At 55.1% G+C, this 19,263-nt stretch carries 17 protein-coding genes; 5 read left to right on the forward strand and 12 right to left on the reverse strand.

The features are described from left to right. Window positions 1–405: 405 nt before the first annotated feature. The 3 genes from GX147_02460 to GX147_02470 all read left to right on the forward strand — a co-directional run bounded on the left by GX147_02460 (window position 406) and on the right by GX147_02470 (window position 5,254). A complete protein-coding gene (locus tag GX147_02460) occupies window positions 406–1,893 on the forward strand; it encodes a diguanylate cyclase (GenBank protein NLN59571.1) in 1,488 nt (495 codons plus the stop codon). Window positions 1,894–2,069: 176 nt separating this feature from the next. Then, the gene (locus GX147_02465) at window positions 2,070–3,974 is read left to right on the forward strand and encodes an HDOD domain-containing protein (GenBank protein NLN59572.1); all 1,905 of its coding nucleotides are present in this window, start codon (window positions 2,070–2,072) and stop codon (window positions 3,972–3,974) included. Further along, the gene (locus tag GX147_02470; protein ID NLN59573.1) at window positions 3,971–5,254 is read left to right on the forward strand and encodes a GAF domain-containing protein; all 1,284 of its coding nucleotides are present in this window, start codon (window positions 3,971–3,973) and stop codon (window positions 5,252–5,254) included. The genes GX147_02465 and GX147_02470 overlap by 4 nt, the downstream gene beginning before the upstream one ends. A gap of 45 nt (window positions 5,255–5,299) precedes the next feature. Here GX147_02470 and GX147_02475 read toward each other — a convergent pair whose 3' ends face one another. The 12 genes from GX147_02475 to GX147_02530 form a co-directional block, all read right to left on the reverse strand. Beyond that, a complete protein-coding gene (locus GX147_02475; GenBank protein NLN59574.1) occupies window positions 5,300–5,905 on the reverse strand; it encodes a hypothetical protein in 606 nt (201 codons plus the stop codon). After that, window positions 5,902–6,342, reverse strand: coding sequence for a flagellar export protein FliJ (gene fliJ / locus GX147_02480; protein NLN59575.1), 441 nt, complete (start codon window positions 6,340–6,342; stop codon window positions 5,902–5,904). Before fliJ ends, GX147_02475 begins: the two co-directional genes overlap by 4 nt. A gap of 3 nt (window positions 6,343–6,345) precedes the next feature. After that, entirely contained in the window at window positions 6,346–7,662 is a 1,317-nt protein-coding gene (gene fliI / locus GX147_02485; protein NLN59576.1) for a flagellar protein export ATPase FliI, read from the reverse strand. A gap of 16 nt (window positions 7,663–7,678) precedes the next feature. Then, on the reverse strand, window positions 7,679–8,359 hold the full coding sequence (locus GX147_02490; protein NLN59577.1) for a hypothetical protein: 681 nt from the start codon (window positions 8,357–8,359) through the stop codon (window positions 7,679–7,681). Beyond that, window positions 8,346–9,341 carry a flagellar motor switch protein FliG gene (gene fliG, locus GX147_02495; protein ID NLN59578.1) on the reverse strand — a complete coding sequence of 332 codons (996 nt, stop codon included), beginning with the start codon at window positions 9,339–9,341 and terminating at the stop codon, window positions 8,346–8,348. The genes GX147_02490 and fliG overlap by 14 nt, the downstream gene beginning before the upstream one ends. Window positions 9,342–9,390: 49 nt before the next feature. Continuing rightward, window positions 9,391–10,926: a flagellar M-ring protein FliF gene (gene fliF, locus GX147_02500; GenBank protein NLN59579.1), complete on the reverse strand. Its 1,536-nt coding sequence runs from the start codon at window positions 10,924–10,926 to the stop codon at window positions 9,391–9,393. A 63-nt stretch (window positions 10,927–10,989) separates the two neighbouring features. After that, window positions 10,990–11,289 carry a flagellar hook-basal body complex protein FliE gene (gene fliE, locus GX147_02505; protein NLN59580.1) on the reverse strand — a complete coding sequence of 100 codons (300 nt, stop codon included), beginning with the start codon at window positions 11,287–11,289 and terminating at the stop codon, window positions 10,990–10,992. A gap of 29 nt (window positions 11,290–11,318) precedes the next feature. Continuing rightward, window positions 11,319–11,744, reverse strand: a complete 426-nt coding sequence (gene flgC / locus GX147_02510) for a flagellar basal body rod protein FlgC (protein ID NLN59581.1) — start codon at window positions 11,742–11,744, stop codon at window positions 11,319–11,321. Window position 11,745: 1 nt separating this feature from the next. Further along, window positions 11,746–12,126: a flagellar basal body rod protein FlgB gene (gene flgB, locus GX147_02515; protein ID NLN59582.1), complete on the reverse strand. Its 381-nt coding sequence runs from the start codon at window positions 12,124–12,126 to the stop codon at window positions 11,746–11,748. A gap of 79 nt (window positions 12,127–12,205) precedes the next feature. Further along, a complete protein-coding gene (locus GX147_02520; protein NLN59583.1) occupies window positions 12,206–13,621 on the reverse strand; it encodes a sigma-54-dependent Fis family transcriptional regulator in 1,416 nt (471 codons plus the stop codon). After that, on the reverse strand, window positions 13,611–14,831 hold the full coding sequence (locus GX147_02525) for a hypothetical protein (GenBank protein NLN59584.1): 1,221 nt from the start codon (window positions 14,829–14,831) through the stop codon (window positions 13,611–13,613). The genes GX147_02520 and GX147_02525 overlap by 11 nt, the downstream gene beginning before the upstream one ends. 60 nt (window positions 14,832–14,891) lie before the next feature. After that, the gene (locus tag GX147_02530) at window positions 14,892–17,507 is read right to left on the reverse strand and encodes a tetratricopeptide repeat protein (protein NLN59585.1); all 2,616 of its coding nucleotides are present in this window, start codon (window positions 17,505–17,507) and stop codon (window positions 14,892–14,894) included. Between the two features lie 461 nt (window positions 17,508–17,968). On the opposite strand from GX147_02530, the gene GX147_02535 reads away from it, so the two are divergent. Both GX147_02535 and motA read left to right on the forward strand, forming a co-directional pair. Beyond that, window positions 17,969–18,526: a PilZ domain-containing protein gene (locus GX147_02535; GenBank protein ID NLN59586.1), complete on the forward strand. Its 558-nt coding sequence runs from the start codon at window positions 17,969–17,971 to the stop codon at window positions 18,524–18,526. Continuing rightward, window positions 18,523–19,263: flagellar motor stator protein MotA (gene motA / locus GX147_02540; protein NLN59587.1), on the forward strand; the 741-nt coding region annotated here is incomplete at its 3' end. The genes GX147_02535 and motA, both read left to right, overlap by 4 nt.

Below are 19,263 nucleotides of genomic sequence, written 5' to 3' on the forward strand. Positions count from 1 at the left end.
CCCGGACGGAAAACCGTATTTTTCGCAGGACCGGTCCCCGGTCCTTCAGGAATCACACCGGTGTTCGGCTTCCCCATATTTTGCATGATGACATGACTCATCCCGGTCTCTCCGCTTCAGGCTTTGAATGGAAATAAGCAAGAGCCGCGCCATCAACACGCTAATAAAAATTGCTTATATATATCAGATAATTACAAATTAACGGACAGAGGTTTCACCATGACCGTGGGAAAAATATTCCGCCCTTTCCGGTGCAGGGTACGGAAAGATTCTCCGACATACGAACGTATGGGCCATGCTTTCAAATCACGCCGGGGGAACGGAAAAGCATCAGATCGACAAAATGGCATCGTTATTGCTTATTCGTATGAAACAGAAGATTTTCACGGGGATTCGTGATATGAAGTGTTTGCGACGCATGGCATGGCGCAGAGCCGTTTTTACGGCCTGTCTCCGGGGGCGGGGAGGACGGTACCACCGATGAAGCAAAACGGCACGACCAAGGTGATGATTGTCGGCGCGGGTGAACTGGGAACGGAGTTGTTCAATACGATCCTCGACGAACCCGGTGTCGTTCTTGTCGGCGTGGTCGATCCGAACGATGAATTTCCCGGGTCTGACCCGGCCGCGGCAAGGAACATCCCCGTCTTTACGGATCTTGCCGAAGCGATGCGGACCACACCCGACCTTGTTTTTTGCCTTCCCGAAAGCGGCGTCAGCGCCGCGGAAATCATGTCCGTAAAACCTTCCCATGCTGAAATCGTCGAACACCAGGCCGCCTGGTTTTTCCTCCAGATGATCCATCGCTGCCGCCTCCGGACCATCCGTGAAATTCGCACACCGGAAAAGGAGGCAAAGGACGCAGCGGACACCCCGACCGCCGCTTCCGCCTCAGAGCCATCAGCAGGGGAAACACCCGTTTTCCCTGTCGCGAAGGAAATCACGACCGGACAGAGAAGGAAAGGCATCCACAACATCCTGTGCATAGACCCGGACCCGGAATTCCTGCGGGACCTGGAGGATACGCTGACGGGAGAAGGCTACAACGTCATCTGCGCCCAATCCGGTAAGGACGGCCTGGACAAGGCGCTCGCCGACAAGCGGGATCTTGTCATTCTGGACATGGTGGTATCCGATTTGGGTTACTTCGAGCTGCTCTCCACCCTGAAGGGTGATCTCGACACGACGGATGTCCCCATTATCATCCTGACGGGGAAAGAGGTCTCCATGGGGGAAAGACTCGGTCTCGTAGGCCAGATCGAGCTGCTGCTCCATAAAGACTATTTTACCCGGGAGGGGTTGCTCAAACAGATCCGTTATCTCGAAAAACCTTATCCCATGCGACTTGGTCTGCTGGATGTGCAAAGCGGTCTGTTCGACCGTTCCTATCTCCAGATTCGTCTGGCCCAGGAGATCCGTCGCGCCGACCGTCACCAGATCATTTTTTCAATGCTGATGGCGGGCATCGATCACTTCAACGACTTCCTCCGGATCGGCGGCGAGGACAACGGCGATGTCTGCATCAAGAGCATTGCCGATTTTCTGCGTGAAACCACACGGGGTTCCGATATCCTGGTCAGGTATGGGACCGATGAATTTGCCATTCTTCTGACCGATGCAACGGAAGAGGATTCTTTCATCGTGGCCCGGCGGCTTCTCGCCTTCATTGCAAACTATCAGTTCGCCGGGCTGGAGCAACTCGAGGCGGGCGAAAAACTCAGCGCCAGCATCGCGGTGATTCATTACGACCGCATCTCGCCTTGCATACCCGAGAGAATGATCTTCGAAGCGGAGCGGCTCATCGGCGAAGCGAGAGAGGAAGGCGGCGGAATCATCAAAGCCTACGGATACGACCATGCCCCGGGAATCGACATGGGGTCCGATGATGATTGATACGGGCCCGGGGAAACGGCTCCAAAGGAAGGTTCCCCGCCGGTTTCTTGACATCTTGTTTTTTATTTTCTATAGTTCCCGATCAGGATCACGTCTTTTACGGTCTGTTGTAGCGCTTTGATTCTACGAGGAAGTTTGCCTGCCTGCACAGAATCTTTACAAAACGGGCTGACACAATGAACGATCTTCGTTACCGCCTCATACTACAGGGTTTTACCCCCGATGCCCCACTCAAAAGGGTCGCCCATTCCCTTCAGAAAGAAATCGGTCTCACGGTGGATGAGATCCGCCCGCTTTTGACCAGCGTGCCCCGGGTGATCAAGGTTTTCGATACCCGGAACCATGCTGAAACGGCGCAACAGGCCATGAGCCAAACGGGTTGTCTCGTCATGGTTGAACCGGTCATACCCTACGCCGGCACCCCCTACCTGATCCCCAAAAAAAGTGACCGCCGCATCCGTGAAGAGCTCAGTAAGGTCCTGCGCAGCCGGAGCAGCATGTCCATTCTGGTGTTTCATGTGGAAGCCGGGACACCCAATACCATTTATCCCTCCATGCTCGGGGATATGGGGGAAAAAGCGGCTGATTTTTTCCGGGAAAGCGACACCCTGATCGGGTTCGATGACAACCGCCTGATCCTGCTAGGTTTCGCCACAGACATGCAGGGTGTCGGCCCCATCAAACAAAAGGCTCTGCGGGGCCTGAAAAAAATGCTGGACAAGGATATCCTGGTCACCTGCGGTTACGCCATTTTCCCGGAAGAAGGACAGACTCTCGACAGGCTCCTTTATCTGACAACCATCGCCAGGGATGAAACCGCCAACCGTCATGTCCCTGACGCCCATAAAACCGGGGCAACGGTGCCTTCCATCCCGGCGTCGTTGTCCCCCGACATCAACGAATGGACCCCCCTTCAACTCTGCTTTATCAGGGGCCGGGGGCGTATATTCCACAGACTGCTCCATATGACCCCGGACATGCTCTGGCTCGGTCTGAGCCAGGTCCCCCAGGCGAACCAGAGGGAATTTCTCGCGCGACTGCCCTTCGATTCCCCCCTTGCGCCGGTTTTAGGAAGGATGATAGACGATCAGACGAAACCCCCTCCCGCCTCGGAAGCGGAGCACCATTTCAGCACGATCATGCAGCAAATGGAACTCGAATCCGGCATGGCCCAAAGGGACATCATGAGGAATCGCGTCACCACCCTGCTCAACGCATCCGAAGACTTGCCGACTTTGCCCGCCGTCGCGAGCCAGATATTCAGTATCGCCTCTCACCCCTATTCCTCGGGAACCGAGTTGGCCAATATCATTATGAAAGATCCGGCCCTGACCTCCAAATTACTCAGGACGGTCAACTCGGCTTTTTACGGCCATCCACAGAAGATCAGCTCCGTAAAGTACGCAATCTCCCTTCTCGGTACGAATGAAATCCTGGATATCGCCTTCGGCCTGGCGGCGGCAAGGGTTTTCGATTCAAGGCATCTGCGAAACATTATCAACCCGCAGCACCTCTGGCATCACTCTCTGTGTACGGCTCTGCTTGTCAAGCACCTCTACCGGCGGCTGCCCGGCAAAATGGACGAAGGCGTTTTCTCGGCCGGGTTGTTGCATGATGTCGGAAAGATCTTTTTCATCGATCACTTCACGGACATGTACAGAAATACTTATCAGGAAGCGGACACGCAGGGACACTCCCTGTTTGAAGTGGAGGAAGAAGCCTACGGCATGGATCATGCGATGGCGGGATGTGCGCTGGCCTTCCGCTGGAACCTGCCGGAAACGCTGGTACAGGCCATCGGGTATCACCATCAGCCGTTTAACGCACCGGACCACCATGAACTCGCCGCCATAACGGGTCTGGCCAATTACCTCTATTACCGGGCCCTGGAAACCGGCCACGCACCGACAGACGAAAATCGCATGAACCACGGCATGACATACGGCCACTGGTTGTCGCTTGCCCGCCTGTTCGACCCATTCGACGAGGACGTGCTCGCAGCCATGGTCCAGGAAGCCAAAAACATCATCGATGAAAATGCGGCGTCCACACCCTACATCGATGAGGACAGCAAAAAATGAGAAGGGAAAACAAAACCCCGAACAAAAGCCGCCCATCCACCATGGATGAAAAGAAACTGTTTAAAAAACAGTACCTCAAAATGAGGGACCTTTATGAAAACAAGATCAAGGAACTGTCCGTGATCAGAGAACTCGTGGACATGCTTCGCTTGACGGGCGTGTCGGACCGAATCGCCCTTTTCAGGGAGCAACTTCAGGTCATCAGAAAATATTTCTTCGTGACCCACGTCTCTTTGATGCTCTTCAATGAAAAAACACAGCGGCTTGAGATGCTGGCCTTTCTCAATGACCCGGCCCATGCCCATCCTCACCGGGATTACGAGTCTCTCTGCCATAAAACGGCGGAACAGGCCTTCACACAGAATCAGTCGGCCTTCATGAAAAACGCCGCCGGGCCATGTTCCCCGGAAGCGGAAAAGGATGACGGGGGACAATCCCTGCTGAGCGTCCCCCTGTCCCACAATGGCCAGGCCATCGGTGTGCTGAACCTCCTCTTCCCGTCAATCACCCGTTTCGATCGAAACCAGATCAGCTTTTTCAGTCTGGTGGCGGATCAAATCGTTACGTCCGCCGTCCTGTCCCGCCTCTACTCGCAGATGCTCAGGGAAGAGAACCAGCGTTTTTTACTGAGCCGCTTTTTTTCCAAAAATGTCGCCAGGGAAATTCTGAAAAGAAAGGGAATCCTGCGACTGGGGGGTGACCGGAAACGGGCGACCATCCTGTTCGCCGATCTGCGTGGATTCACCGCGATATCGGAACGGTTCGACGAGGAAACGGTCGTCGATGTTCTCAATGACTTTTTTTCGCACATCACCCCCACGATCTTCCGGAATGAGGGAACCCTGGACAAGCTGCTCGGAGACGGCATCATGGCTGTTTTCGGCGCCCCGATCTCCCATGCCCATGATCCGGTTCGCGCCGTCGAAGCGGCGATCGAGATCATTGAGGAACTGCGTCTCCTGAACCGGGCGAGACGCGATAAACAGTGGCCTGAACTAAAAATCGGCATCGGGATCAACACAGGGGACGTGGTCGCCGGCTATATCGGCTCCGATGATCATATTAACTATACCGTCATCGGTGACGCCGTCAATGTGGCGCAGCGCATCGAATCCATGGCGGGTGATGATGAAATTCTCGTCACCCGGGCGGTGAAAGAGGCCATCGATGAAGCGGGTACGGACGTCCGGGGCCTTACGGCTTTCACGGCTCTTCCGCCTCTCCATGTCAAGGGGAGGGAAAAACCCCTGACCGTTTTTCGTGTCGAGTATGCGCGGTAAAGCCACCCCCCTCCTTCCCGTTTCCAGCCCCCTGGTCAGCCCGCCCTATGGACGAGGCCTCTCTGCGGCGGAGGAGCGTGTAATTTGCCTCGTGATTTCAACCGCCTTCTGGGGACTCAGGTACCCCAGCACGGCCCCGGCCTTGTCACGTTTCATGTTCATCGTGATACCCGCAGCGGTTTTTACATCCATCTGTTCAATCATCGAAGCGATTTTTTCGGGCGGCGCCGAATCATAAACCCTGGCCAAATCCTTGTATTTTTTGCTCTCGGAGGTTTTCTCTTCGTCCATCATCGTCCCCAGCCGATCCTCCAAACCCTGCAATGCATCGATTTTCTCCACGATTTCCCGTTTCAAGACCTGAATCCGCTGCTCCTCCGCCAACAGCCGGCTCTCCCGGCTATCGAGTTCCTGACTCTTGCGTTCAAGGACCTTCATGAGGGCGCGTTCCTGTAAAAGAGGATCCTCCAGCACATCCTTTATCGGAACGGTTGCAAGCCGGGTTTTGGGCGTTTCCGCCAAAGCCCCCCTGAGCATGAGAGAGGGGGTATCGATCCCAGAGAGCCCACGGAGCAACCCACCCGTCATGAAGAGCTTCACGAACAGAACCGCCACAATCATGGCCGTTACCATGATTCTATTCTTTTTCACGACCCCCTCCTGCTGAAGCGCTGAATGGACATATCGTCCGTTTCCCGGCGTTCCGCCGCGATCAGGTCTGTCTTGTATTCCTGATGCCGGTGTTCCTTGTGTGTTTCCATCATCTTCCTTTTTTTGACCGCTTCCAGGAGGTCCTTTCGTCTTTCCTCGAACACGAGCGCGGCTTCCCGAACAATCTCCATCTGCCGCTGCTCCCTTCTCTGCAGCTCTTCCGAATACTTCAGGATCAGGACGATATCCCTGCTGTTACACGCCTTGTCCTGCAAAGCCCTTAAATCACCTGCCAGTTCTGCACGATGTTCCCCTATCTCCTGTAGCCGTCTTTTTTCATCATGTAAATTTCGCTCCGCATCCGAAAATTCCGTCAGCTTTTCCTTTTCGATGCTCTGACGATATTCCAAAACGGATTGCAGACTATAGATAAACATGGTCTAGGGCTCCAACAGGGCATCCAGATCCCGAACGGATTCCTGAAAGGTGATTTTCGTCTCGATATCCTGGCGAAGAAATGCATTGATCCGGTCGATCATCTCAATGGCCCGGTCGATTTCCCTATTGCTGCCCTTGACATAGGCCCCGATATTGATCATATCTTCCGCATTGCGATAGACCGACATGATATTGAGCAGCTCGCCGGCTTTCCTACGGTGTTCCTCATCCACAACATCGATCATAACCCGGCTGATACTCCCGAGGACATCCACGGCGGGATAGTGATTTTTGCTGGACAGTTCACGGGACAGGATGATGTGGCCATCGAGAATGGACCTCGCCGCATCCGAGATGGGTTCGTTGAAGTCGTCTCCTTCCACCAGAATGGTGTACAAACCGGTGATGCTCCCCCCCCCTTCGATACTACCGGCCCGCTCCAGGAGCTTGGGAAGCAGGCTGAACACGGACGGCGTGTACCCTTTTGTCGTCGGCGGTTCACCAACGGACAAACCGATTTCACGCTGGGCCATGGCAAAGCGTGTCAGCGAGTCGATCATCAAAAGGACATCGCGTCCCTGGTCCCGGAAGTATTCGGAAATGGTCGTGGCCACGTAGGCCGCCCGCATCCTGACGAGAGGATGTGTGTCCGATGCGGCTACGACCACGACGGACCGGGCCAGACCCTCGGCGCCCAGGTTTTTTTCCAGGAAATCCCGAACCTCACGCCCCCTCTCGCCGATCAGGCCGATCACATTGACGTCCGCCTTGGTGTGCCTGGCGAACATACCGAGCAGAACGCTTTTCCCCACGCCCGAACCGGCGAAGATCCCCATCCGCTGTCCCCTGCCACAAGTCAGCAAGCCGTTGATAGCCCGCACCCCCAGATCCATGGGTTCCCGGATACGGCCTCGTTTCAGTGGGTTGACCGGGTCCGCGTAAATCGGGTATTCCTCATCGCACCGAATCGCTCCCCGATTGTCGATCGGATTGCCCATCCCGTCGATAACCCGGCCCAGAAGGGCCTTCCCCACACGAATACTCGCCTTTCTATGAATTGCGACAATGCGGCAACCCGGCCCCAGGCCCCGGATATTTTCCAGGGGCATAAGCAGAACTTTCCCCTTGCGAAACCCGACGACCTCCGCATTCACGGGTTTATCGCTTCCCGTCGGATAAATACCGCAGACCTCGCCGATCGACGCCGCCGGCCCATGACCTTCCACAACAAGGCCGATGATCTCGCTTACCTTGCCATTGACACGAATCGGATTGATCCGCTCCAGAATACGGTGGTATTTTTCAAAATCCGTAAACATTCGGTCCTCCTGAAGCCTAGCCGGCCACACCGAATCCGGACCTGATTTCATCAAACTGCTGTTCCAACCGTGCATCCACCTCGCCGAACATGGTCTCCACCATCACCCCTCCGGCCTTGATCCCGGGATCCTCTTCGAAGACGATGTTTTTCACCCCATCCATTTCTCTCAGAAAATCTTCTTTTATTTCCGTAATATAATGAAAATCCTGGGGATTGAGGCGGACCTTCATGCCGTCCCGCTCTGTCACGCTCCGGACCGCTTCCCGGAGAACGGAAGCCACCACGGTCCTGTCCTGCCTGACTTCCCGATGAATGACCTTCTCCGCAATGGCAAAGCTCAACCCCATAATTTGTTGCTCCGCCTGTTCCATCATATCCTGACGCAACCGGGTCAGCTTTCCCATCAGGTCCGTGACCGCCGCGATCATGCGCCGGGCCTCCTCTTTCTGCAGGGCAATGCCTTTGTTCACTCCCTCGGCGAGCCCCTTTTGGTATGCGTCCTGCTTTGCCAGGCCAATTCTCTCCTCCATTTCCGCCTCCCGTTCCTGGGGCGGTCCGACCCCGCTCTTCTGCGCACCCGGTATCAGGGGGTTGACCTGGAACGTCGCGCCTGGGCTCACGGAACAATCCGCATGGCGTACCCTTTCCACAACCTTGACGGCGGAAGATTTGATGACCCCCTTAGATGAACTCATCCTGTTCATCTCCTCGTGATACGGTGATTTTCCCTTCCGATTCCAGACGCTTTGTAACTTCCAGAATGGTCCTCTGGCATGCTTCCGCTTCCGACAGGCGGATGGGCGGCATCATCTCGATGTCTTCCTTGAGCATTTCCGCACCGCGTTTGGACATGTTTTTGAATATCCTCTCCCGGAGGTCCATATCGACAAGCTTCAGAGCCCGCGCAAGATCCTCGCCGCTGATTTCACGAAGCAGCTCCTGCAGACTCTTGTCGTCGAGTTTCAAGACATCTTCAAAGGTGAACATGAAATTACGGATCTGCATGGCCAGTTCAGGGTCCGTTTCTTCCAGCGAGATCATGATCGAATTCTCATTGGCCCGGTTCAGGCGGTTCAACACTTCCGCCGCCAATTCGGGGCCGCCGATCTGCTGGTCCCCCCCCTGGCCGATCACGATTTCCTTCTCCAGTGTCTTTGCGACTTCTTCGATGAACTCGTAGGGCACACTTTTGAGTGTGGCCATCCTTCTGGTGATTTCAAATTGCATCGGCGGCGAAAAATCGTCGAGGATCTGCGCCGCCTGATCCGGTTTTAGGTGGGCCAGAATCAGGGCAATGGTCTGGGGATGTTCCGTTCGCGTGAAATCAACCAGAATCTTCGGATCGATATCCTGGAGTTTTTCGATAATAGGATTGTCATTCCGTTTGGCATTTTCGACGTCGGCAATGATATCCTGGGCCGCTTTTTCTCCCAGGGCCTTGATTACAATGTTTTTTGGTTGCTCGTGCCCAACCGAGATGGTTCCCCCCTTCTCCCGGGCAAGTGTGCAAAATTCCTTTGCTACGGCGTTCAGGGTCTCCGAGGAAATATCCGATATGCGGTTCATATACCTGCCGATACGCCTGATCTCCGAAGGGCGCAGGTTTTTCATGACCTGGGCTGCGGTATCTTCCTTCAGGGACAAAAGCAGAATGGCGGCTTTTTCTTCATTGGTCATAACGGGAATGGCCCTTCAGTTTTGTTGTTCTTGCCCTCGACCTGACAAATCAGCGAATCCAGTTCCGGAGAAGTTCCGCAAACCTCTTGGCGTCGGCATCGGCAAGCCGCCTGGTCAGCTCCGTTTCGTTCATCGGTCGCTCCTTCAGGGGACTCGCCAGCATCGGTGTCGCCGCTTGACCCCGCAGTTCGGAAGGCTGATCCGCCCCCGCCTGCCTGGGTTCGGCCGGCTGACTCCTTCCGAGATCGGCAACCAAGCCCAGTATGGGTTTCAGTACGAACAGGAAGAGGAAAATCGTCACGCCGAGAATGACCAGATACTTGAAATAGGGTGTGAAGCCGGAAACATGCTGCGTCCAGGGAATCGGCGCATGGAATTCATCTTCAGCCGATGTCCGGAAAGGCATGTTCGTCACCACCACCTGGTCTCCGCGGACTGCGCTGAATCCAGCCGATTTTCGCACCAGTTCCGCGATATTGTCCAGATCCTTTTTATCCCGGGGCTGATAGACCTCCTCACCCTTTTTGTCCTTCACATAGGTGCCATCGACTAAAACGGCAATCGATAATTTCTGAATTTCTCCCACGGGCATGACCGTCTTGTTGACCGTCTTGTTGATTTCATAATTGATGACTTCATCGAGCTTTTCCTCGGCGGATCTGGGGTTGACCGCGCCGGCCGACGGCGTGCTTTTCTCCGTTTGTTTCTGCGTACTGCGAATGACGGGCGATTCGGAATCGTAAATTTCTTCCGTTTTCTCCGTCACGCTGAAATCGAGATCGGCGGCCACCCGAACCACGGCCTTCCCCTGCCCGACAACCTTCTCCAGCATGGTCTGGATACGGTTGGCCATATCCCCTTCGAGACCCACCCGATATTCGACCTGGGAAGCGGTCATCTTTCCCAGACGGGAATGATCCTGTTTCCGGGACAGAATATTCCCCTTGCCGTCCACGACCATAACGTCCGCCGGGTCCAGACCCTCGACACTGCTCGCCACCAGGTGAGCGATGCCCTCAACCTGATCGGGCCTTAAATTGCGGACCCCCTTCAGCTTTATGGTCACCGATGCGGTCGTTTTTTTCTGTTCTTCGACAAAGAGGGAATCCCTGGGCAGGGCCAGATGGACCCGACACTGCTCAATTTCCTCCAGGCTGCTGATCGTTCTGGCCAATTCCCCCTGGAGGGCCCTCCGGTAATTCAGTTGTTGCTCAAATTCCGTGGCGCCGAGGTTCTTCTGGTCGAAGATTTCGAAACCGACGCCACCGCCCTGGGGCAATCCCAGGGAAGCCAACTCCAGGCGAACTTCCGTCACCTTGCCCGATGGCACGGAAATGGTATTCCCCCCTCCGGACAGCTCATACGGAATCTTTTTTTCCTGGAGTTTGGTTACGATACCCGAGGCATCCTCGGTGGAAAGATTGGTAAAAAGAACCTTGTAATCCGCCTGGTTTACCCAGTAGACCAGCCCCCAAACGGAGGCGAGGGTGACCGCAACGACTATAAGAAGGGTCAATTGCCGCGAAACGGGCAAAGCGGAGAATCCTGTCCACAGGTTTTTGACGAGTTGGGATATTGTATCCATTGATTTCCCTTGTCAGTGACGGGCCGGTGATATCCGTATGCCGCGCGGGCCGCGGCACCGGATTCACACCTGCATGCGCATGACCTCCTGATAGGCCTCAACAATCTTGTTTCGGATCTGCACCATGGTCTGGAAGGAAAGACTCGCCTTTTCCATGGCAATCAATGCTTCATGCATGCTCCCCTTGTTCGCCTGCAGTTTGGCAACGGCGTCGTCCGCCTGGAGATGGAGATGATTCACATCCTGTATGGCCGTTTTCAGAACGGACTTGAAACCCCCGCCGGTCGCGGGCGCAACAGATCCCGTCGGGACAGCGCCGTCACCAGCCTGGATCGGCTGATTCCTGATGATCATGTCGCTCATGTTTTTCTCCTTACCCTTCCCCCTTGTTTTTACTTCCCGATCTCGAGGGTTTTCAAGGCCATGCTCTTCGTGGCGTCAAAAGCCGTTACGACAGCCTCGTAATTCCTGCCCACGTTGATCATATCCGCCATTTCCGTGATGGCGTTTACATTCGGCATCACCACAAAACCCTTTTCGTCCGCGTCGGGATGGGCCGGATCATAGACGCTTTTCATGGGCGACGGGTCTTCCGTAACCTGATCGACCCGCACCTCGGAAAGAGCGCCACGCAGAACTTTATCGAAGGACCCTTCGATGTTTTCCGCCTTGAGGACAACCATCTTTCTCCGATAAGGATCGCCCGCCTCCGTTTTGGTCGTTCCCGCGTTGGCAAGGTTGCTGGTGATCACGTCCATCTTGGCCCGTTGGGCCGTCAGGCCTGAAGCACAAATTTTGAAGTTTGTCGTGAAATCCATTTTATCTCACATCCTTTAGGAAGGTACTGATGTTCCTGAATTTTCTGGCCAGAATCTCGACCGTCACGTTGTACATCAACTGGTTTTCCGCGAGGTGGGTCATTTCCTGATCCAGAGACACCTTCTCAGCCGACGCCTCCACCTTGTATTCGTTCCCCGACGGCTGAGGCATAGGCAAATGTTTCCTGTCGGTCCGAACCACATTGACGCTTTGTTCCTTGGTCATGGCGGCCAGGAGACGGTTTTTGAAATGCAGCTCCTGCGGCTGGTAATCTTCCGTGTCAAGATTGGTGACGTTGGCGGAGATCAGCTTTTGCCGCTCCGCACGGTAACTGAGCACGGAAGACAACATGGGTATCGTCTTGCCGAAAAGAAAATCCACAATCTCTCCTCTTCATTTTCTTACCGTTGATTATTTTGCAAGCAACATACCAACGTCGACGTCTGACCCGGGATCGGGTTTACGGATCACAGGGAGAGGCGATCCCTTCCCCCCCGTACTCCTGAAGCTTGTTACGCATGGTCCGGACACTGATACCCAAAATCCTGGCGGCTTTTGTCCGGTTACCGTTCACCCGGTTCAAAGCGGCAAATATCATCGATTTTTCCATCTCCTTGAGGGTAACGGGACCGCTTGGACAGGTCCGGACGTCAAGCTCCGGAACAGGCTCCGCCCCCGTTCCGGCTTCCGTCGGCGCCGGTCCGATGGGACCGTCCATATAAAGGTGTTCGGGCAGGATGATTTCATCATCGCAGATCAGAACGGACCGTTCGATCACGTGTTCCAATTCCCTGACATTACCAGACCAGGGATGCGCATCGAGGATTTGCATGGCTCCAGCCGACAAGACCGGCTTTTTTTTCTCGTTGATCCCACCGTACTTTTTCAGGAAGTACTCGCTCAGAAGCGCCACGTCGCCCTTTCTCTCCCGTAACGGCGGAATATGCACAGGAATCACGTTCAGGCGGTAGAACAGATCCTCGCGGAATTTTTTCTCCTCGATTCTTTTCTTTAGGTCCGCATTGGTGGTGGCGATGATTCTTACGTCAATGGGCGTCGGCTCCCGCCCCCCCAAGCGGTCCACCTCCCCTTCCTGAAGCACCCGCAGGAGTTTGGCCTGCAATTGAATATCCATGTCCCCGATTTCATCAAGGAGCAGCGTGCCCCCATGGGCCAGCTCGAACCGCCCCGGTTTCCTCTGGACCGCTCCGGTAAAGGCCCCTTTTTCATGGCCGAACATCTCGCTTTCCAGCAGGTGGTGGGGAATGGCGGCACAGTTGACGGCAATGAAGGGCCGGTTTTTCCGCGTGCTGTGACGATGGATATACCGGGCGAAAAGCTCTTTGCCTGTTCCACTTTCACCTTGAATCAGCACACTGGATTTGCTTTTGGCGATGCTTCGCATCAAGGCCAGCAGGGAAGTCATATTGGCGGCCTGGGTGATGATGTCCATCCTCGAGGAACCGGATATGTCCGGAGACGCGGCCTCATTCATCCTGGCCGGGCTGTTTGCCAGAACGTTTTTGACCACCCCCTGAAGATCATCCAGGGAGAAAGGTTTCATAATGAATTCCGAAGCCCCTTCTTTCATGGCTTCCACAGCGGTGCTGACGGTCCCGTAAGCGGTAATGAGAATAACCGGCGTTCTGGGTGATATTTTTTTGACACCCTTGAGAACCTCCATTCCCCCCATACGCGGCATGCGCATATCGGTCACCACCACTTCAAAGGGTCGGCCCTGAAACTTCTTCAACGCCTCCGAACCATTGTCAGCCGATTCGACCTCGTAGCCGCATGATTCCAGTGTTTCGGACAAGGCAAGCCGCATGGACGGATCGTCATCGACAATCAGAATTCGTCTTCCTTTATCGATCATATCGACCACCCGTTTCCGTTTTATGCACCTTGGTCCGCACCGCCGCCAAAGGGAAAACCATGCTGAACGAAACCGCACCGCCCGGATCGTTCTCCGCCCGCAAGGATCCCTGATGCAGATCCATGATCTTGCGAATCAGGGCAAAATTCAGGCCTGCGAGCCGTTCGTCCTCTTCGTCAGAATTGAAAAAAAGGCCCATGGGGTCCCCGCAGGCTTTCATCCCGGTTTCGGAAAAACTGATTTGAACGGCCGGTTCGGGACCGCCTTCATCCTGAATCTCTGTCTTGATCAAAACATGTCCTCCTTCGGGCATGCTTTTCAGGGCATTGAGCACCGTGGTCAGAAAAATCCGGCGGATCATCGCCGGATTTCCCCGGATGAGGGGTTCGCGCACGGCATATTCCGCGGAGAGAAAGACATGGCCGCCATCGGCGATCCGATCGGAGTAAAGCAGAAGATCCCTGAGAATCTCATGGAGATTTACCATCTCCATGAGAGGCTCCACCGTCCTGGCATGCTGCAGCAGTTCATCGATCTTGTGGTCGATTTTCTTTACGGACCGGATGATCTGATCCAGCCATTCCCGCTGTCTGGGCTCACGGGTATGCCGCATCAGAAGAGACGAGAAAAGCTCGATGCTCCCGAGAGGGTTTCGGACTTCATGGGCGATCCGGGCCGCCATGTCCAGCATGGCGGTGTTTTTTTCCAGGTGGCGGGTTTGCTTTTCAAGTCTGAGGGTTTCCGTGATGTCATGGATCACCCAGACCTTATCTCCCCCCGCCCCTGCGGCAGCGGGAATGGCGGCCGCGTATACTTCAAGCTCCCGCCCGTGCAGGGTGATGCGATGCGGGCGGCCCGGCCCTGTACGGGATTCAGCCGTATCCGCGTCGTCAAATATTTGACTTACCAAGCCAGGGGGCTCCGACAACCCGATTCCGAGTAAATGCCGGGCCGTACGGTTGGCGATCTTGATCCCGCCATGCGCACCGGTGACCATCACCCCCGTTGTCAGGCTTTCCAGGATGCGCTGAAGATAATTTTTCATGCCCTCGCGCTCGGCAATAATCCGTGTCAACTCGGCATTCTTCTCCTCCAGTTCGATGCCTGACCGCGCTATTTTTTCCTGAAGGAGGGCGTATGCTTCCTCCAGTCGCGCAGAGGACCGCTGAAAAGCGTCAAAGGATTCTCTCAAGAGATGAATTTCCTCCATATCCTTATCCTTTTCCCCTGTCAAACGCGTGACGACACCCCCGTTCTCCGGCAGGTCTCGTCATGTGAGAAAGTCCGCGTACGTGGCAAACCATATCCCGTCATTCAGACAATAATCAGCCATTTTTTCCCAGAAAGGGTCTTCCGTGTTTTCCCTTATCCGCCCTGAAAACGTCTCCGCCAGATCGGGGTTGTTCAGGTTGAGGTGCCCCCCGGTCAGGCGAAACAGGGCCCAACATTGATCCGTCCCCTTCGGCATTGCGGCGAGTGCCTGCATCAACAGGGGAACCGCTTTTTCGTATTGCCCGGCGCCCAAATACATCTCGCCCAAATTCAGAAGCAATTCGCCCTTCAACGACACGGACGGGGGCGACGCATCCATGTTGGCGGCATCGAGGGACTCCTGATAGTATCGGAGAGCCGGGCCATCCCGTCCTTGCCTTTTCAACGCATCGGCATAACGGTACAGGGAAAGAGCCGCCCCCATCTCCCCCCGGTCAACAGGCATGGCTGACTCATAGGATGCAATGGCGGCCTCATAGTTCATTTCGAGGAAATATGAATCAGCCAGCATCCGGTGGGCTTTTTTGGCCGTGACGGTATCGGTTCGTTTCTGCGCCAGCAGGACGTTGAGTCGGGACCGGCCCTCCCGGATCCTTCCCGATTTCATTTCCGTTTCCGCAATGGCCAGATCGAGCTTGTCCGGATCCCCATACTCCTGAGTGTTCTTCACATCCTGAAAAACCGTGGCCGCTTCCCGATAAAGGCCCAGTTGTTTCAGACTGTCCGCGATCCTGAACAAAACATCCCAGTCCCGGTGGTAGCGGAATCCGCTCTCGGTAAAGTATAGGTCCGCAATATCCAGATGGTGCCCCTTGACGTAATAGTCTCCGACGAGGATATTCCGGTTCGCTTCCATGTCCCGTTGACAGGCGATCCGGTGTGGGCTCCCGGGATAAAGGCGCAAAAGCACGGCGTAGTTGTCGAAGGCCTCCCGGAAGCGATTCCCAGCTTTCAGAATTTTGCCTCTCCGATACAACACCTCCTCTGTGAGGACATCCCCTTCCAATTCAGAAATCATCCGGTTGCAACTCAAGAGCGGTTCCCGGTAATGCTCGACATCCCGAAAACAAATCGACGTGACAGCTCCCGGATGGCTGCCGCCCAGCTCCGCCAGAAGCAGCCTCGTCTTGATCGCTTCTTTCCTATCCTTTTCTTTGCTTAGAACCACACTCAGGAGCCGCACCGCGGAAGCCACCCGCCCCGTTCCGACAAGACTTCGCCCCATGGCGCGGGCCGCCAAAGGCGCGTAACGGCTCTGCGGGTACAGGCCGTAAAAGTAGGAAAACACCTGAAAGGCCTCCCGGTATTTTCCGGTGTGGAAAAAATGATAGCCCGTATTCAAAAAGATGTCGTCGGGCAAACCATACAGGTCGGGCCAGCGCTGAAGTGCATTCCCGTACCATACATCGGCGTCACGGGAACGCCCCATACGGTAACAGGTGTCGGCCAAAGCGAAAATCGCCGGCCGGGACAAGGCGCTTGCCGGATATGTCGTGTAAAACGCCTGCAAGGTGTCAGCGGCTTCGGCATACTTTTCATCCAACCGGAAGACTTCCCCCATCTGGTAGAGGCCTTCCTCCGCCAGGGAAGAACCGGGATATTTCGTCAGAAGGTTCCTGTACGCGTCAGCGGCGTCCGCATAAAGCCCCATGGCCCTGTACAACTGTCCCATCCGAAAGTAGGCCAGATCGTTCCCGTTCCTGACATCGGGATATTTGAAAAGGAGATTCCTGTACTGATAGACGATTTCCGATAAAACCTCGTTGCTGTTGCTTTCCTTCAAAAAATAATTACAGTCAGCCAGACGCCTCTCTGCAAGCTCACGCCAGAGGGACGCAATTTCATGCCGCGCTGCGATAGCCCGGAAAACGGGCCGGGCTTTTGCGTACCGTCCCTTCCGGAAATCCTGCATCGCCTCATCGAAATAGGGCCATGGGGGCGTTTCCTGCGACGGCGTGATGGGTGCGGCCGACGCAGGTTCGGGAATCGTGGGCGGCGCCCCGACTTCCGGCGGGGAGACGGATCCGGTCGTGGTGCCCCCTGTTTTTTCGCCCGTTAATGACTCTACGATCCGGGCAGGCTTGTCTGCAGGTGAAGCGATCATCGCCGGCTGTATTGACCGGGTAGGCCCTGTTTTGTTCTTTGCCGTCAGGGCCCGTGCTCGAACCGGGGGATTCCTCATTTTATGGGCAGAGGTCGGGGCAATCGAGGAGGACCTCCTTTCCACCTGTGCGACGATCCTCTTGGCAGAAGAACCGACGATCCTCACCGAATCGGCGAGACCGTTCTCCCTGAGTTTTTTCCCATCCGCGTTTGCGCCGGCCTCCGTCGGGTAAGGGCCCGATACGACCGTATACTGGATTGCCCCTCCCTGCCGGTTTTCCCGATAGAAAGCGCGGGATCCCTGCTCTTTTAGTCGCGATACCGCGGAAAAGGCCATCGCCTGATCCCGACAAATCGAAACAGCGAGGTAATGACCTCCTGCCCGTTTTTCCTGGCCGTGGGCCATGGCAGCGTGAGAAAAAACCATCTGCCAGAGAACCAGACACAGAGGGATCAGCGAAGACCTTCTCATCCATGAAGACGGAAGCGAGCCCGCTCCTGAGTCAGCCATAATCGGTTCCATGACGGATTAAATGCCTTTCATCAATCTTGAAATTGCGGCGCCAGACGTAACCCCCTCTGCCGCTACGGGGTCATTGTCCAGCTTAAGCCACAATTTACATACCAGAATCATGCCATACCCTTTCCCCTTCGGGTAAACGGGAGGAAGGCCCATCGATCGTCCCGGCCTCTCTCAAGGCAGCCAAATATTTGGCACCCGTCTTCCCCGTCCTTCCCGACCAGGGCTGTCCCCCATCGCTTCCTTGGCTCTCGAACCGTTCCTGAAAGCTGAATATTTCCGTTGCGGGGTTTTTTTAATCCCTGGGCACCGGGATATATCGATCCGGTATTACTCTTGCAGGCATTTCTTCACCATCAATCCAGGAAACAGGCGGTCCCTGTTTCACGACGGACAGAGAACAAAAACGCCCTCCGGCCAGGGGAACAAGCATGTGAGGAGAAAATGACAGGATGAGAACAGAAAACAAAAGACAAGGAGAGGATAATAAAAGGGAATATTCCCGCGTATACGCCATGCTCCCATTCGCTTCCAGGATATGCTCCCCTGAAGAACAGCCCCTCCCACAGGCAAAACTGTTTGGGGAACCGCTTTACAGTGAATTCTCGACTTTACCCGAAATTGGGGACGCCCATTTATCCGTGTGGCTGAAAACGATCAACACCAAGTTGGATGCAATCATGCGCATGATTGCCATATACCAGGGAGGCTTTGAAGCGTTGCCGTCAAAACCTGTTACCATCAGCGCAAACGGGATGGATTTCTTTGCCGATGCCGATGCGGCGGTGGGAACCCTGATGGAAGTGAAAATCATCCTTTTTTCGCTGCCTCCGGTGGCCGTCCAGCTCTACGGCGAGGTGCGATCCTCTGTCAAGAGCGGAAACCAGCACCGTCTTGCCCTGAGGTTTTTGGATATGGACGATCATATCCGGAATGAAATCGTCAGATTCGTATTTGAAAAGGAAAGAGAAATCCTGCGGGCCAAAAGAGGTGAGAAAGAATTTCTATGATTGCCGTCATTGGTTTCCTCGTTGTCCTGTCCTGTGTCTTCGGAGGTTATCTCCTTGCCCACGGGAATTTATCCGTCCTGTTTCAGCCGACGGAACTGCTGATTATCGGCGGCGGCGCCATCGGCGGGTTACTCATTGCCTCTCCCTTGAAACTCGTCAAAAAGATTATCGGGGCCTCGATGGGGATCTTCGTGGGGAAACAGATGTCAAAGGACGACTACCTGGAGGCGCTCCTTCTGCTGAACAGCATATTTTACAAGATCCGCCAGCAGGGACTCGTATCAATTGAATCGGACGTGGACTATCCGGAGGAAAGCCCCGTATTCAGTAAGTACCCAAAAATTTTGAAGAACGAACGGGCCATCAACCTGATCACCGACACCCTCCGGACCGTCATCACCACAACGATTGCCCCCCACGAACTGGACGCTCTCCTGGAAAACGAGCTGGACGTGTACACGGAGGAGCTGACTGCTCCATCCAAAAGCGTCAATTTCGTCGCCGACGCACTGCCCGGACTGGGAATTGTCGCCGCTGTTCTGGGCGTCGTCATCACGATGGGCAAGATCGGTGAACCGCCGGAAATTCTGGGACACCATATCGGGGCCGCCCTGGTCGGCACATTTCTCGGCGTTTTACTCTGCTACGGTTTCGTCGGTCCCATGGGGAAAAACATGGAACACACTGCAGCCGAGCATTTACAGTATCTGATGATGCTCAAGGTGTCGCTCCTGTCC

The sequence above is a fragment of the Deltaproteobacteria bacterium genome (assembly GCA_012522415.1).
Taxonomy (GTDB): Bacteria; Desulfobacterota; Syntrophia; order Syntrophales; family JAAYKM01; genus JAAYKM01.